The 16,102-nt window shown below is 69.9% G+C and carries 10 protein-coding genes; 8 read left to right on the top strand and 2 right to left on the bottom strand.

The window, feature by feature from the left end:
- Positions 1-59 precede the first annotated feature (59 nt).
- Positions 60-2,717, bottom strand: a complete 2,658-nt coding sequence (locus ACH4PU_RS08110) for a transglycosylase domain-containing protein (protein WP_398267753.1) — start codon at positions 2,715-2,717, stop codon at positions 60-62.
- A 385-nt stretch (positions 2,718-3,102) separates the two neighbouring features.
- Between ACH4PU_RS08110 and ACH4PU_RS08105 the strand changes: the two genes are divergently transcribed.
- The 3 genes from ACH4PU_RS08105 (at position 3,103) to ACH4PU_RS08095 (ending at position 6,228) form a co-directional block, all read left to right on the top strand.
- Positions 3,103-3,696: a PadR family transcriptional regulator gene (locus ACH4PU_RS08105; protein WP_004950660.1), complete on the top strand. Its 594-nt coding sequence runs from the start codon at positions 3,103-3,105 to the stop codon at positions 3,694-3,696.
- A 49-nt stretch (positions 3,697-3,745) separates the two neighbouring features.
- Positions 3,746-4,828 (top strand): inositol-3-phosphate synthase, encoded by a 1,083-nt coding sequence (locus ACH4PU_RS08100; protein ID WP_398267749.1) that lies wholly within the window; start codon positions 3,746-3,748, stop codon positions 4,826-4,828.
- A gap of 68 nt (positions 4,829-4,896) precedes the next feature.
- The gene (locus ACH4PU_RS08095) at positions 4,897-6,228 is read left to right on the top strand and encodes an MFS transporter (protein WP_398267746.1); all 1,332 of its coding nucleotides are present in this window, start codon (positions 4,897-4,899) and stop codon (positions 6,226-6,228) included.
- A 19-nt stretch (positions 6,229-6,247) separates the two neighbouring features.
- On the opposite strand, the gene ACH4PU_RS08090 is transcribed toward ACH4PU_RS08095, so the two are convergent.
- Positions 6,248-7,690 carry a CCA tRNA nucleotidyltransferase gene (locus tag ACH4PU_RS08090; protein ID WP_398268487.1) on the bottom strand — a complete coding sequence of 481 codons (1,443 nt, stop codon included), beginning with the start codon at positions 7,688-7,690 and terminating at the stop codon, positions 6,248-6,250.
- Between the two features lie 235 nt (positions 7,691-7,925).
- Here ACH4PU_RS08090 and ACH4PU_RS08085 point away from each other — a divergent pair, with 235 nt between their 5' ends.
- The 5 genes from ACH4PU_RS08085 (at position 7,926) to ACH4PU_RS08065 (ending at position 16,102) form a co-directional block, all read left to right on the top strand.
- Positions 7,926-10,244, top strand: coding sequence for a DUF6049 family protein (locus tag ACH4PU_RS08085; RefSeq protein ID WP_398267743.1), 2,319 nt, complete (start codon positions 7,926-7,928; stop codon positions 10,242-10,244).
- 46 nt (positions 10,245-10,290) lie between these two features.
- The gene (murJ, locus tag ACH4PU_RS08080; protein ID WP_398267740.1) at positions 10,291-12,549 is read left to right on the top strand and encodes a murein biosynthesis integral membrane protein MurJ; all 2,259 of its coding nucleotides are present in this window, start codon (positions 10,291-10,293) and stop codon (positions 12,547-12,549) included.
- A gap of 109 nt (positions 12,550-12,658) precedes the next feature.
- Positions 12,659-14,371 carry a serine/threonine protein kinase gene (locus tag ACH4PU_RS08075; RefSeq protein WP_398267737.1) on the top strand — a complete coding sequence of 571 codons (1,713 nt, stop codon included), beginning with the start codon at positions 12,659-12,661 and terminating at the stop codon, positions 14,369-14,371.
- A 94-nt stretch (positions 14,372-14,465) separates the two neighbouring features.
- The gene (sigM, locus tag ACH4PU_RS08070; protein WP_398267734.1) at positions 14,466-15,179 is read left to right on the top strand and encodes an RNA polymerase sigma factor SigM; all 714 of its coding nucleotides are present in this window, start codon (positions 14,466-14,468) and stop codon (positions 15,177-15,179) included.
- Positions 15,176-16,102 (top strand): zf-HC2 domain-containing protein, encoded by a 927-nt coding sequence (locus ACH4PU_RS08065; RefSeq protein WP_398267731.1) that lies wholly within the window; start codon positions 15,176-15,178, stop codon positions 16,100-16,102. Before sigM ends, ACH4PU_RS08065 begins: the two co-directional genes overlap by 4 nt.

Raw genomic sequence — 16,102 nt, 5'->3', positions numbered from 1 at the left:
GCCGTTCCGAGTGAACGGAACGACCCCGGAGCTCTCAGCGCGCCCTCAGCGGTGGTGAATCAGCCGAACGGCCCGCCGAAGAGGCCGCCGCCCTGCCGCCGGCTCTGGCCCGGTGGCATCTGGTCGTCGCCGCCACCGGGGTCGCCCTCCTGGCCGCCCGGCCCGCCGGGCTCGCCGCCCGTGGCCCCCGCGGGGCCGCCGCCGGGCCCGCCGTCGTCCTTGTGCCCGTGGTCGCCGAGCCGGCACCGCGGGTCGAGCAGCCCGCAGGTCCGGGTGGGACGCGGCGTCGGGGACGGCGGGGCGGACGGGGAGGCGGGCGCCGACTCCGAAGGCGCCGCGGACGGTGAGGAAGACGGCGCGGGTGCCGGGGACGGACTGGCCCCGTCGCCGAAGATCTTCTCGCCGATGGGCTGCGGCGGGTCGAACTGCCGGATGGGAGCGCCCTTGAGCGCCTTGCCCATGTAGTCGGCCCAGATCTCGGCCGGGAACGAGGCACCGTGGATGGTGGCCTTGCCGCCCACCCCGCGCATCGACAGGAACTGCTGGTTCTTGGCGTTCGGATCGACGCGGTACATCCCGATGGCCGTGGAGAGCTGCGGGGTGTACCCCGCGAACCACGCCGAGCGGTTCCCGTCCGTCGTCCCCGTCTTGCCCGCCACCGGCCGCCCGCCCAGTTTGGCCGCCGTACCGGTGCCCGCCTCGACGACCGTCTTCAGCACGTCGGTGACGTTGTTCGCGACGTTGGCGCTGAACGCCTGGTTGCTCTTCTTCTCGTGCTGGTAGACCGGCTTGCCGTTCTTCTCCACCTTCTCGACGGAGTACGGGTCGATCTGCCGGCCGCTGTCCGCGAAGGTCGCGTAGGCGCCCGCCAGCCGGATCGCGCTCGGAGCGGAGGTGCCCAGCGAGAAGGTCGGGGTGATCGAGGCCAGCTGCTCCTTGTCCAGGCCCGCGGCCAGTGCCGCCTCCCGGACCAGGTCCGTGCCCACGTCCATGCCCAGCTGGATGTAGGGGGTGTTCACGGAGAACTGCATGGCCGTCCGGAGGCTGATCAGGCCCTTGTCCTCGTCACCGTCGTTCTTCTGGTGCCACTCCTGGCCGTCCTGGTCGTGCCAGACGGTCCCGTTGTACATCCGCAGGGTCAGCTTGTTGTCACCGTTGTAGATGCTCTCCGGGGAGACGAGCGTGCGCTGGGTGTCGCTCTGCTGCGCCCCGAGGGCCGGGTTCCGCTTCCCGTGTGTCATGGCCGCCGCCAGCACGAACGGCTTGAACGTCGATCCCACCTGGACGCCGGTGTAGTCCGCGTTGTTGGTGAAGTGGGTCAGGGCGTTCTCGCCGCCGTAGATGGCCATGATCTTCCCGGTCCCCGGCTCGACCGACGCCCCGCCGAACTGGACGTACTTGTCGACGTCCCGCACATCGGGCTTGAGGTTCGCCTTGCGCACGTCCTCGACCGACTTCGCCAGGGCGTTGATCTTCTTCCGGTCGAAGGTGGTGTAGATCTGATAACCGCCCTTGTCCAGCTCGCCCTTGCTGATCGTGGAGTGGTTGGTGATGTAGTTGTCGGCGAGATCGGTGAGGTAGCCGATCTGCCCCGCGCGATTGGTCGCGGGCTTCGGCTTCTGCGGCTGCGGGAAGCCCTGGCCGACCCACTTGTCCCGCTCGGCGGCCTGCATGTGACCGACCTGGACCTCGCGGTCCAGCGTCCACTTCCAGCGGTCCGTGGCCCGCTTGGTGTTCTTCTCCGGCGTCGCCGCCGGCCCCTGGCCCCCGTACGGGTCGTACAGGTTCGGCCCGTTCAGCGTCGCCGCCAGGTAGGCGCTCTCGCTCGGCGTCAGGTCCGCGCAGTCCTTGTCGTAGTACGCGCGCGCCGCCGCCTGGATCCCGTAGGCCCCCCGGCCGTAGTAGGCGGTGTTGAGGTAGCCGGCGAGGATGTCGTGCTTGTCCTGGGTGGCCCCGACCTTGACCGAGATCAGCAGCTCGGTGGCCTTGCGCTTGAGCGTCTGCTCCTGGCTCAGGTACGTGTTCTTGACGAACTGCTGGGTGATCGTCGAACCGCTCTGCGTCTCACCGCCCTGCGCCATCTTCACGACCGCGCGGGCGATGCCCATCGGGTCCACGCCCCAGTCCTTGTAGAAGCTGGCGTTCTCGGCGGAGATCACCGCGTTCTGCATGGACATCGGGATCTGGGAGATCGGCACGATCTGCCGGTTGATGCTGCCGCCGCCGGCCACGACCATCTGCTTGCCGTCGGACCAGTAGTAGACGTTCTTCTGCACCTTCGAGGCCAGCTGGGCGCTGGGGACCTGCACCACGGCCAGGGCCACGCCCACCGTGCCCACGATCAGCCCGATGAACGACGCGATCGACCCGGTGACCAGGCGCCAGGAAGGGATCCACCGCCGCCAGCCGTCGCGGCCGGCCCGGGGATAGTCGATGAACCGCTTCTTCCCCGGCCTGCCGCCGTCCCGCCGGGACCGGCCCGGTCCCGTGCCGCCGGGCGGGCGTCTGCGCCCGCCGGACCCGGCCCCGCGCCGGTCCGCCCGCCGGGCTTCGGCGCGGCCCCCCGACCGGGGCTCCTCGGCCAGCCCACGGCCGGGCAGGGCGGGGCCGCCGCGTGATGCGGCGCGGCGGCCGGGCGTCGGCTGCTGCGCCGCCCGCCGGGCCGCGGCTCGTCCGCCGCCCTGCGGCTGGGGCGGCTTACGGCGATGCTCGCTCATCGAACGACTACTTCCTCGGGCAGGCGCTATCGCCTGGAAGCGGCAGGTGGCTTGCGTTCCCCCCGGTGCGATCCGGCCCCCTGAACGGCCGGGCGCACTGCATCCGGGTCGAGGACGTCATGTCGCGTCACCCGGTTCCCAGTGGTCTGCATGGCGCACAGAGTACGCACGGTCAAATCGCGACTACTGGGGATGTTCACTCCAATTCAGGCCGCTCGTGTCCCACGAACCGGTGATGTGACCTCGTTCACCGTTCCTCCTCTTGTCGACTCAGGAGGCGCGTTCTATCGTCTGGATGTATCGAGTCGATACATCAGCTCGGCATAAGTGACCAGTAAAGACACGGGAGCAAAGGACTAGGCTGTGGGGGACAAGGAGGCGAAACATGAGCAGACGCTCCGGCATCCTCGAGTTCGCCGTCCTCGGCCTGCTCCGCGAGTCCCCCATGCACGGCTACGAGCTGCGGAAACGTCTGAATACCTCGCTCGGGGTGTTCAGGGCGTTCAGCTACGGCACCCTCTACCCCTGCCTGAAGTCCCTGGTGGCGAACGGCTGGCTGGTGGAGGAGCAAGGGAGCGCTCCCGACGACGCCAAGGCGGCGTCCCTGGCCGGACGGCGGGCGAAGATCGTCTACCGGCTGACGGCAGAGGGAAAAGAGCACTTCGAGGAATTGCTCGCGCACACCGGTCCGGACGCGTGGGAGGACGAGCACTTCGCCGCCCGCTTCGCGTTCTTCGGACAGACCTCGCGGGACGTACGGATGCGGGTACTGGAAGGCCGCCGCAGCCGGCTCGAGGAACGGCTGGAGAAGATGCGTGCCTCTCTCGCCCGTTCCCGCGAGCGCGAGCGGCTGGACAGCTACACCCTCGAACTCCAGCGGCACGGCATGGAGTCGGTGGAGCGCGAAGTCCGCTGGCTGAACGAGCTGATCGAGAGCGAGCGGGCCGGGCGTGACAGACGCACCGGTCCGGACCAGTGAGCCCTGCACACAGCAGGGCTTCGTCGAGAACGAACAGGGAGCAACCGGAATGGGTTCGGTTCGCGTAGCCATCGTCGGCGTGGGCAACTGCGCCGCCTCGCTGGTGCAGGGCGTCGAGTACTACAAGGACGCCGACCCGAACGGCCGCGTGCCGGGTCTGATGCACGTGCAGTTCGGCGACTACCACGTGCGCGACGTCGAGTTCGTGGCCGCGTTCGACGTGGACGCCAAGAAGGTCGGTCTCGACCTCGCGGACGCCATCGGCGCCAGCGAGAACAACACGATCAAGATCTGCGACGTGCCCGCCACCGGTGTGACCGTGCAGCGCGGCCACACCCTGGACGGTCTCGGCAAGTACTACCGCCAGACCATCGAGGAGTCCCCCGAGGCCCCCGTAGACGTGGTCCAGGTCCTCAAGGACCGCCAGGTCGACGTGCTCGTCTGCTACCTGCCGGTGGGCTCCGAGGACGCCGCCAAGTTCTACGCGCAGTGCGCCATCGACGCCAAGGTCGCCTTCGTCAACGCCCTCCCGGTCTTCATCGCCGGCACCAAGGAGTGGGCGGACAAGTTCACCGAGGCCGGTGTCCCGATCGTCGGCGACGACATCAAGTCCCAGGTCGGCGCCACCATCACGCACCGCGTGATGGCCAAGCTGTTCGAGGACCGGGGCGTCATCCTGGACCGCACGATGCAGCTGAACGTCGGCGGCAACATGGACTTCAAGAACATGCTCGAGCGCGAGCGCCTGGAGTCCAAGAAGATCTCCAAGACCCAGGCCGTCACCTCCCAGATCCCCGACCGGGATCTCGGCGAGAAGAACGTCCACATCGGCCCGTCCGACTACGTGGCCTGGCTGGACGACCGCAAGTGGGCCTACGTCCGCCTCGAGGGCCGCGCCTTCGGCGACGTCCCGCTGAACCTGGAGTACAAGCTGGAGGTCTGGGACTCCCCGAACTCCGCCGGTGTCATCATCGACGCCCTCCGCGCCGCGAAGATCGCCAAGGACCGCGGCATCGGCGGCCCAATCCTGTCGGCCTCCTCGTACTTCATGAAGTCCCCGCCGGTGCAGTACTTCGACGACAAGGCGCGCGACCAGGTCGAGAAGTTCATCAAGGGTGAAGTCGAGCGCTGACCCCACCCCGTTCAGGCCCTCGGAGGGAATCCCCCCGAGGGCCTGTCCCGTGTGTGAGGCTGTGCGGCATGCCCGTTGTGCGTGATCTCCGCGTCCTGCTCCGACTGCGCGATTTCCGCCGCCTGCTGACCGTACGGCTGCTCTCCCAGGCCGCGGACGGCGTCTACCAGGTCGCGCTCGCCGCCTATGTGGTGTTCTCCCCCGAGAAACAGGCGTCCCCCGCCGCCATCGCCTCGGCGATGGCCGTCCTGCTGCTGCCCTACTCGCTGCTGGGACCCTTCACCGGCGTCCTGCTCGACCGCTGGCGCCGCCGCCAGGTGCTGCTCCACGGCAACCTGGTCCGCTCGGTCCTGGCCGTCGGCACCGCCGTACTCATCCTCGCCGCGGTACCCGACTGGCTCTTCTACGCCTCGGCCCTCTCGGTGACGGCCGTCAACCGCTTCGTTCTGTCCGGCCTTTCCGCCTCTCTGCCGCATGTGGTCGACAGCCGGGAGCGGCTGGTGATGGCCAACTCGGTCTCGCCCACCGCCGGCACCCTCGCTGCCACCGCCGGCGGCGGAATCGCCTTCGCGGTCCGGCTCGCCGCCCCCAAGGGGAGCGCCTCCGACGCCCTGGTGGTCCTGGTCGGCGCCCTGCTCTACCTCTGCGCGGGCCTCAGCGCCCTGCGTATGCCGCCCGGCCTGCTGGGCCCGGACACCGACGGAACGCCGACCACCCTGCGTACGGCCATCGGAATGACCGTCCGTGGTCTGACGGCCGGGCTCCGCCATCTGGCCCACCGCCGGTCCGCCGCACGGGCGCTCGCCGCGATGACGCTGATGCGCTTCTGCTACGGCGCTCTGACCGTCACCCTACTGATGCTGTGCCGCTACGCCTGGACGGACACGGACTCCGCCGGACTCGCCCTGCTGGGGCTCGCGGTCGGGGTGTCGGGGGCCGGCTTCTTCGCGGCGGCGCTCATCACCCCCTGGGCCGTCGGCAGGTTCGGCCGACTCGGCTGGATGGTCGTCTGCGCCGCCACCGCCACCGTCCTCGAACCAGCTCTGGGCCTCCCTTTCGAGCCGGCCCCGATGCTGATCGCCGCCTTCGTCCTGGGGCTCATCACTCAAGGCGCCAAGATCTCGACGGACACGGTCGTCCAGGCATCGGTGGACGACGCGTTCCGCGGCCGGGTGTTCTCCCTCTACGACGTCCTGTTCAATGTCGCCTTCGTGGGAGCCGCGGCCGTGGCGGCCCTGATGCTGCCGCACGACGGCCGGTCCGTGCCCCTGGTCGTCACCGTCGCCGTGCTCTACGCGGCGACGGCCGCCGCCCTGGCGGCCCGGGTTCGGGTTTCACGTGAAACATCGACGCCCGAGAGCGATCCCGGGCCCACCGACGACGCCGGGAGTTTCACGTGAAACATCGCCGACGGAACGGTCAGCCCTGCGCGGCCCACCATTCCTTCAGCGCGGCGACGGCCTCGTCGTGCTCCATGGGACCGTTCTCCAGCCGCAGCTCCAGCATGTGCTGGTAGGCCTTGCCGACCTGGGGCCCCGGAGCGATGTCCAGGATCCGCATGATGTCGTTGCCGTCCAGGTCCGGGCGGATGGCGTCGAGCTGCTCCTTCTTTTGAAGCTCGGCGATGCGTCGCTCCAGCCCGTCGTACGCCTGGGAGAGCGCCTGCGCCTTGCGCTTGTTGCGCGTCGTGCAGTCGGAGCGGGTGAGCTTGTGCAGCCGGTCGAGCAGGGGCCCGGCGTCGCGGACGTACCGGCGGACGGCGGAGTCCGTCCACTCGCCGGTGCCGTAGCCGTGGAAGCGCAGGTGCAGCTCGACGAGGCGCGAGACGTCCTTCACCAGCTCGTTGGGGTACTTGAGCTTGGTCATCCGGGACTTGGTCATCTTCGCGCCGACCACCTCGTGGTGGTGGAAGGAGACCCGGCCGTCCTTCTCGAACCGACGCGTCCTCGGCTTGCCGATGTCGTGCAGCAGCGCCGCCAGCCGCAGCGTCAGGTCGGGACCGCCGCCCGGCTCGTCTCGCGGCGCCTCCAGATCGATGGCCTGATCGAGGACGGTGAGGCTGTGCTCGTAGACGTCCTTGTGGCGGTGGTGCTCGTCGCGCTCCAGCCGCAGGGCCGGAAGCTCCGGCAGGACCAGGGCGGCCAGTCCCGTGTCGACCATCAGTCGGAGGCCCTTGCGCGGGTGGTCGGAAAGGACGAGCTTGTTGAGCTCGTCCCGGACCCGCTCGACGGAGACGATCTCCAGCCGCCCGGCCATCTCCTCCATCGCGGTGACCACCTCGGGCGCCACCTCGAAGTCGAGCTGGGCGGCGAAGCGAGCGGCCCGCATCATGCGCAGCGGGTCGTCGGAGAAGGACTCCTCCGGGGTGCCGGGCGTCCGCAGGACCCGGGCGGCGAGGTCTTCCAGGCCGTTGTGCGGGTCGATGAACTCCTTCTCCGGGAGCGCCACGGCCATGGCGTTCACGGTGAAGTCGCGGCGGACCAGGTCCTCCTCGATGGAGTCGCCGTAGGAGACCTCCGGCTTGCGGGAGGTCCGGTCGTACGCCTCCGACCGATAAGTCGTGATTTCAAGATCGAAGCCGGACTTGCGGCAGCCGACGGTGCCGAAGGCGATGCCGACCTCCCAGACCGTGTCCGCCCACGGCCGGACGATCTTCAGGACGTCATCCGGACGGGCGTCGGTGGTGAAGTCCAGATCGTTGCCGAGCCGGCCGAGCAACGCGTCCCGTACCGAGCCGCCGACCAGGGCGAGGGTGAAACCGGCGGCGCGGAAGCGCTGAGCGAGGTCGTCGGCCACGGGGGACACCCGCAGGAGCTCGCTCACGGCGCGGCGCTGCACCTGGTTCAGTTCGTTCGTCGGCATGGAGTGGCTGTTGTTGGCGTTCGGCACAACAGGAAAGGGTACGTGGCCGGACGCCGATAGCCGTCCTCTATCGGCGGAGCTGTGTGAGGACCGTCATAAACCGCCACAGCCTGGGCATCGACCCGCTCCGGTGATCTTGCGCTCCGGTCCGCAGCACTTCGGCACAGCGCGCCTCGTTACCATTCGTGGACGCACATCCGACGACCACTGACGACGACGAGGGACGGGCGAGCGCGTGGCCGAGGCGGCAGAGTTCCAGGAGACGTTCCGGGGGACGACGCCTCCTGCCGCTTTCCACCGGGTCCGGTCGGTCCTGCCCCTTCTCGCCGTACTCCTGGTGCTCCTGGGCGTCACCGAGGTCTCCACCGCACCCACGGCGCGCGCCGACAGCACGGGCTCCCGGACGGTCGCGGTCTCCATCGACTCCTTGACTCCGGTCGCCCCCACCCAGAGCGACAAGATCACGATTTCGGGGACGGTCACCAACAAGGGCCGGTCCACGGTCAGCGCGGGACACATCGGGCTGCGGGTGGGAGGGCTCCTCTCGACGCGCAGCGAGATCGACGACATCGGCGACCGGACCCCCTTCTCCCCAGGCAACGACGGCCCCGAGCTGAACGGCCACACGCAGAAGATCGGAAAGCTCCAGCCGGGCATCTCCCGAGAGTTCACGCTGACCGTCCCCGCGAAGGACCTCAGCCTGGACCGGGACGGTGTCTACCCGCTGGGCGTCTCGTTCTCCGGCCAGACCAGCGACCAGCAGTACGAGCGGGTGCTCGGCATCCGCCGCACCCTGCTGCCGTGGCAGCCGTCCGCCGCCGACGGCAAGAAGACCAAGATCACCTTCCTCTGGCCGCTGATCTCCAGCACCCACCTCACGGCCCGCACCGAGTCGGACCAGCAGCAGACGCCGATCTTCCCCAACGACGACCTCGCCGCGGAGCTGGCCCCGGGCGGCCGCCTCCAGCAGTTGGTGGCCCTGGGCCGGGACCTGCACGTCACCTGGGTGATCGACCCCGACCTGCTGGCCACCGTCGAGGCGATGACCAAGAGCTACCAGGTGGCCGGACCGGGCGGGAAGAACATCCCCGGCCGGGGCCAGGCGGTCGCCAAGCAGTGGCTCAGCCAGCTCCAGACGGCGGTGAACGACAAGGAGGTCGTCGCCCTGCCCTTCGGAGACCCGGACATCGCCTCGCTGGCGCACCGTGGCCGCGACCTCAGCCACCTCCAGTCGGCCACCGAGCTCGCGGCCACGACCGTGGACACCATCCTCCAAGTGAAGCCGCGCACGGACTTCGCCTGGCCGGTCGACGGGGCCATCGACCGCTCCATCGTCGAGGTCGGCACCTCGGCCGGCGCCCACAACATCATCACCCGCAGCGACAGCCTCCGGGAGCCCGACGGCTCCCCCTACGCCCCCACGGCGGCCCGCCAGATCGGCGGGGGGTACACGGCCATCGTCGCCGACGCGCGCCTCTCCACGGCCTTCGAGGGCGATATGACCCACGCGGGCGACGCCTCGCTCGCCGTGCAGCGGTTCCTCGCCCAGAGCCTGATGATCAACAAGCAGGCGCCGGAGAACGAGCGCAGCATCGTCGTCGCCCCGCAGCGCATGCCGACCACCAGCCAGGCCCAGGCGATGGCGAAGGCGCTGGGCGGGCTGTCCGCCGGGCGCTGGACCCAGCCGCTCGACCGTCTGAGCGACGCGGCCAAAGCCAAGCCGGACCCCGCCGCCGGCCGCCGGGTCCCGGGCCCCGGCTCTTACCCGGAGGCCCTCCGCGCCCAGGAACTGCCCTCCGAGGCGTTCACGGAGATCCAGAAGACCCAGGACAATCTGTCGTCCTTCAAGACGATCCTGACCTCCGCGGACCGGGTGGTCATCCCCTTCGGCAGCGCGATCATGCGCGAGATGTCCACCTCCTGGCGCGGCGATCCGGCGGGCGCGTCCGACTTCCGGGCGGCCGTGGAGTCGTACCTCGCCACCCTGCAAGACACGGTCAAGTTGGTGAAGAAGTCCGACGCGACCCTCTCCGGCCGCAGCGCCACGATCCCGGTGACCGTGAAGAACGGCCTGTTCCAGGGCATCGACCACCTGTACCTGCAACTGGAATCGACCCAGCCGAACCGTCTGAAGGTCACGGACAAGCAGCTGGTGAAGATCGACGGCGGGCACAGCCAGTCGGTGAAATTCGAGACCCGGGCCTACGCCAACGGTCCGGTCAAGGTGTATGCCCGCCTCTACACTGCGGACGGCCAGCAGGTGGGCGAAGACATGGGCTTCATTGTGCATGTCACGTCCATCACCCCTATGGTTCTGCTGGTCATCGCCGGTGGTGTCCTCCTCCTCGTCCTCGCAGGACTCCGCATCTACCTGAAGCGCAAGCGTTCGGGCAGCCGTGACGGCGCCGGGAACGGTCCGGAGACCGATGGCGAGGGCCCCTCGGACGGCGGCGGCAACGGCGGCGGCGAGCCCGAGCGCCCGGGTGACCCGGCGGCGGACGACGGAACAGGGAGCGGTGAACCCTCCCGGCCGGGTGAGAAAGTGGAACGTTGACGTGTCGTGGGGCCGGTCGGCCGCGGACGGATGAGGTGGGCTAGGGATGAACGCGCCGTACGACGGTGACCGCGGCCGGGGCGCGGGAGGTGACCGGCGGGACCAGTACCCGCCGACGCCGCCCGGCGCCCAGGAGCCGCCGCAGCCGGGCCCGTACGCCCCGGACCCGTACCTGGGGGACCCCTACCCCGCCGAGCCGTACCCCGGCCATGCACCGGCCGACGACGACGCGGCGCAGCAGGGCGGTTTCCACCAGGGCGGGCCGCCTCTCTATGGCCAGCAGCGCTACGGGCAGCCCCAGGGCGGCCCGCAGGTCCCCCCGCCGCCCGCCCCCTTGTACCCGCAGCAACAGGCGTGGCCGCCCGCGCCCCAGGCACAGACTCCCCCGGCCGCCGGTGACGACGACGCGACCCAGCTCATCGGCAGCGTGAGCGGTTTCCCCGACCGGACGACGCCCACGCCGCCCCAGCGCGACGCCTTCGCCCACCTCTACCGGGACCAGCAGCAGCCCTACGAGCCGCAGCGGCCACAGGACCGGCCGGTCCCGACGCCCGGGCCGCACCCGGCGGCGTCCTCGATGGAACACACCCAGCCGATGGTGCCCGCGGTGGAGCCCCCCGCGGCCGAGCCCCTGGTGGAGCCGGAGCCCGCTCCCGCGGCGCCGGCGGCGAAGGGCGGCAAGGCGGCGGGCCTGCTGAAGTCGAGCGCCCTGATGGCGGCGGGCACGATGGCGTCCCGGCTCCTGGGCTTTGTGAAGCAGGCGCTGATCGTCGCCGCCCTGGGTGCCGGCGTACTGGGCGACACCTACACGGTGGCGAACCAGCTCCCCGCCATGATCTTCTTCCTGACCATCGGCGGCGGCCTCAACTCGGTCTTCATCCCGCAGCTCGTGCGCTCCATGAAGGAAGACGCCGACGGCGGAGACGCCTACGCGAACCGGCTGCTGACCCTGGTCGCGGTGATCCTCGGCGCACTCACCCTGATCACCGTGCTGGGGGCGCAATACCTCGTCCCCCTGATGTCCAACGACTTCGCCAACAAGCCCGACGCCAACTCGGTGACGGTGACCTTCGTCCGCTACTGCATGCCCACCATCTTCTTCATGGGTGTGCACGTGGTGATGGGGCAGATCCTCAACGCCCGCGGCCGCTTCGGCGCGATGATGTGGACGCCCGTCCTCAACAACGTCGTCGTCATCGCCACCTTCGGGCTGTTCCTCTGGGTGTACGGAACGGCGGGGAGCTCGCATCTCAGTGAGCACACGATCCCGCCGGAAGGCGTAAGGCTCCTGGGCGTCGGCACCCTCCTGGGCCTGGTCGTCCAGGCCCTGGCGATGATCCCCTACCTCAGGGCCGCGGGCTTCAAGATCCGCCCCCGCTTCGACTGGCGCGGCCACGGCCTCGGCAAGGCCGCGAAGCTGGCCAAGTGGACCGTGCTGTTCGTGCTCGCCAACCAGGCGGGCAACCTGGTCGTCACCCAGCTCGCCACCGCCGCCGGGGCTGACAGCAAGCAGGACGGCACCGGCATCATCGCCTACATCAACGCCCAGCTGATCTGGAACATGCCGCAGGCCATCCTCACCGTCTCGATCATGGCGGCGATGCTGCCGCGCCTGTCGCGCTCGGCCGTCGACGGTGACACCAGCGCCGTCCGGGACGACATCTCTCAGGGTCTGCGCTCCTCGGCCGTGGCGATCGTGCCCATCGCCTTCGCCTTCCTGGCCCTCGGCATCCCGATCTGCACGCTCCTCTTCGGGTCCGGCGGTATCGAAGGAGCCCGCTTCTTCGGCTACGCCCTCATGGGCTTCAGCCTCGGCCTGATCCCCTTCTCTGTGCAGTACGTCGTCCTCCGCGCCTTCTACGCCTACGAGGACACCCGCACACCCTTCTACAACACGGTCATCGTCGCCGCGGTCAACGCCGCGGGCGCGGCGCTCAGCTACTTCCTGCTGCCCGCCCGCTGGGTCGTGGTCGGCATGGGCGTCTCCTACGGTCTCGCCTACGCCGTCGGTGTGGGAGTCGCATGGCGCAGGCTGCGCAACCGGCTCGGCGGCGATCTGGACGGCACCCGCGTGGTGCGTACGTACGCCCGCCTCATCGGCGCGTGCGTCCCCGCGACGCTCATCGGCGGCGCCATCGCCTACGGCATCGGCCAGGTCCTGGGCAGCGGCGTCCTCGGCTCGCTCGCCGCCCTGATCGGCGGCGGCGTGATGCTGCTCGGCGTCTTCTACATCGCCGCCAAACGCATGCGGGTGGAAGAGGTCAACGCCATGGTCGGCATGGTCCGCGGGCGTCTGGGACGCTGACCGGAGCACAACCATCACCCGTCGTCGCGTGTCGTGCAGGGCGACGGAGTGTGGGCACAATTGTCTTGGCTGCGGACAGGGTGCAACGGACGGGGAGGCAGGAGCGACGGTGGCGGAACGGAGCACGGCTGCCGTCGACGTGGCAGACAGCAGCGACGCGCAGGACGAACCGTCGCTGACCGCCAAGGCGGACAAGGCCACGGCCGACGGTACGGAGGCCGGGAACACCGAGGAGAGCAGCGCCGGTGCGCCCCCGGGCACCGAGCGCGCGACAGGCGGAAAGGCCCCGCGCGGTGACCGCGCGCCCGACCTGCACAGCGGTCACAAGCTCGCCGGAAGGTACCGCCTGGAGGAGTGCGTCACCCGTCTGGAGGGATTCAGCAGCTGGCGTGCTGTCGACGAGAAGCTGCGCCGGGCCGTCGGCGTCCACCTTCTGCCCGCCGAACATCCGCGGGCCCGCACGGTGCTCGCGGCAGCCCGCTCCGCCGCGCTGCTGGGCGACCCGCGCTTCGTCCAGGTCCTCGACGCCGTCGAGGAGAACGCCCTCGTCTACGTCGTCCACGAGTGGCTGCCCGACGCCACCGAACTGACCTCCGTACTGGCCTCCGGGCCCATGGCGGCGTTCGATGCCTATCAGCTGGTCAGCCAGGTGTCGCAGGCCATGGCCGCCGCCCACCGCGAGGGGCTCTCCCATCTGCGCCTGGGCCCCGGCTGCGTGCTGCGCACCGGTTCCGGGCAGTACCGCATCCGCGGCCTGGCCGTGATGGCGGCGCTCCGCGGCATCACCTCCGACACTCCCCAGCGCACCGACACCGAGGCCATCGGCGCCCTCCTGTACGCCGCCCTCACGCAGCGCTGGCCCTACGAGGGCGACGCCCACGGCCTGGCCGGCCTGCCCAAGGACGTCGGTCTCATCCCGCCCGACCAGGTGCGGGCCGGTGTCCACCGGGGGCTCTCCCAGCTGGCGATGCGCGCGCTCGTCAATGACGGCGCCACCGCGTCCCGCCAGGAGCCGCCCTGCACCACACCGGAGGAACTCGCCAAGGCCGTCTCGGCCATGCCGCGGATCCGCCCCCCTGAGACGCCGTTCTCCGCCACGCCGGCCTACCCCCGCCTCCAGGCAGGTGGCGCCTACGGCCCCCAGGCCGTCCACTCCGCTCCCGTCACCCCGCCGCCTCCGCTGCAGAGCCGTACCGGCACCGCCATCAAGTGGATCGTCTCCTCGCTCCTCATCGCCGCGCTGGGCCTGGGCAGCTGGCAGCTCGCGGACACCCTGCTGAAGCACACGGACTCGGAAGACGACCCCCAGCAGTCGCAGCTGTCGGACAACGAGGCCAAGAAGAAGATCACCAGCCATCTGCTGAAGATCCGTAACGCGCAGGAGTACGCAACGGACGGAAAGCTCCAGCATCCGGAGCAGGTGTCGAACACCTACGACAAGCAGAACGGGACGGCTTGGCGGTCGCGTTCCTTCAAGGACCAACTGGCGCCCAACTCCTACAAGGACGGCGTCGGCATCGTCTACGACCTCGGTAAGGAAGAGCAGGTCACCAAGGCGGAGATCGACATGCTCCACGACGGCGGGACCACGATCGCGTTGTACGCGTCCGACGGTCTGACGCCCTCCGGCCCGCCGAGCAGCCTGAAGAAACTGTCCGAGGTCAACGAAAACGGTGTCAACGCACAGCTCTCCCTCAAAAAACCCGCCAATACGCGCTACGTCCTGGTGTGGATCACGGCCATGCCCAACGCCCCGAAGGAAGAGTGGAGCCAGGCCGGCCACAAACAGGGCATCACCGAAGTCCGCTTCCGCGGCCGCTGACCGAGAGACCCCTGGCCCCTACCCAGCCAATCCCCCACCTCTCTAAGTTGGTCCCAACAACAGATCGCGCGCGGGACAGCGCTCTCAGGGCGGGGTGAGTGCCATCGCAGAGGACGGACGGCAGCAGCGGACGCCGACGGCCGGCAGTGACAGCGAGCTGCTCGCGCTGCACGTCGCCGGGGACCCCGATGCCTTCAGCGAACTCGTCCGGCGCCACCGCGACCGGCTCTGGGCCGTGGCCCTCCGGACCCTCGGCGACCGTGAGGAAGCGGCCGACGCCGTGCAGGACGCCCTCGTCTCCGCCTACCGCGCCGCCCACACCTTCCGTGGCCAGTCGGCCGTCACCACCTGGCTGCACCGCATCACCGTAAACGCCTGCCTGGACCGGGCCCGCAAAGCCGCCGCGCGTCGTACGTCACCGCTCGCCGAGACCGAGAAGCTTGAGCACCTCCTCGAGCCCCACGAGTCGGCGGCCGAGCCGGCCGAGCGAAGCGATCTCCACAGAGAGCTGCTGAGAGCTCTCGCGACCCTGCCGCCCGATCAGCGGGCCGTCCTCGTCCTGGTCGATATGCAGGGTTATCCCGTCGCCGAGGCGGCGGCCGTATTGAATGTTCCCGTGGGCACGGTGAAGAGCCGGTGCGCCAGAGCACGGGCGAGACTGCTGCCCTTGCTCACCCATCTGCACCCCGGCGGCAGGGGTAGCCCTCGTACCGAGAGGGAAAGGAACCGGTCGCAGGGGACGTCCGTCCCACCACCGGCTGGACGGAGTGACGTGAACCCAGTGAAGGGCGGAGGTGGGCGAGCGTGACCTCGACGACCGACACGGACGAGCACCCGGAGGTCTCCGAGATCTCCGCGCTCGCCGAGGGCGTGCTCTCACCCGCACGCAGCGCGGACCTGCGAGAGCATCTGGCCGACTGCGCGGTCTGTGACGACGTCCGGGCCTCCCTCGACGAGATTCGCGAGCTGCTGGGCACGCTGCCCGGCCCCGCAAGGATGCCGACGGACGTCGCCGGCCGGATCGACGCGGCTCTCGCCGCCGAAGCGCTGCTCGACGCGACGGCGCCCCAGGAGGCGGTCGCGACCGTTTCACGTGAAACGACGACGACAGGGATCGCCGGTCCTGTTTCACGTGAAACATCATTCGATCCTGGCTCCCACGACATGGAGCGCCTGGTTTCACGTGAAACACCGGCAGGCGAACGGCCCGCCGGGCGTCCCCGAGGCGCCGTCGGCCCAGGCCGCCCATCGCCCGCCCGCGGCCGCCGCTGGCGCCGCACCCTTCTGGGCACGGCCTGCGCCGCAGCCGCCATCGGCGTGAGTACCTTCCTCATCCAGGGCTCAGGCGACGACGGAGGCGACCATGCCACACCACAAGCGGATGCGTCTGCGGTGGCCGTGGCCGAGCTGAGGACGCGGGTTCACGACGCGCTGTCGAACCTCAAGCCGGCCGAGACGCGCGGCATGCGCGCACAGGACGGCACCGAGACCTACCAGGGCTCTTCGAACGGCACTGCTCCGTACTGTGTGAGCCAGGGCATCGGCCGCGCGGATCGCGCCCTCGCAGTGCGCCAGGAGCGCTTCACCGGAACGGACACCTACCTGGTGATCTACCCGCACTCCCGTGATGCCGCGCTCGTTGACGTCTATGTCGTCGCGGCGGACTGTGTCGTCACCTCCTCCGGAACCCCCGGAAAGGTGTTGGCGCGCGAGACGGTCTCGCGTTCGTAA

It is taken from the genome of Streptomyces sp. NPDC021100 (assembly GCF_044333095.1).
Lineage (GTDB): Bacteria > Actinomycetota > Actinomycetes > Streptomycetales > Streptomycetaceae > Streptomyces.
Note: the sequence above shows the minus strand (reverse complement) of the source record. Positions and strands in the feature narration are given on the sequence as shown.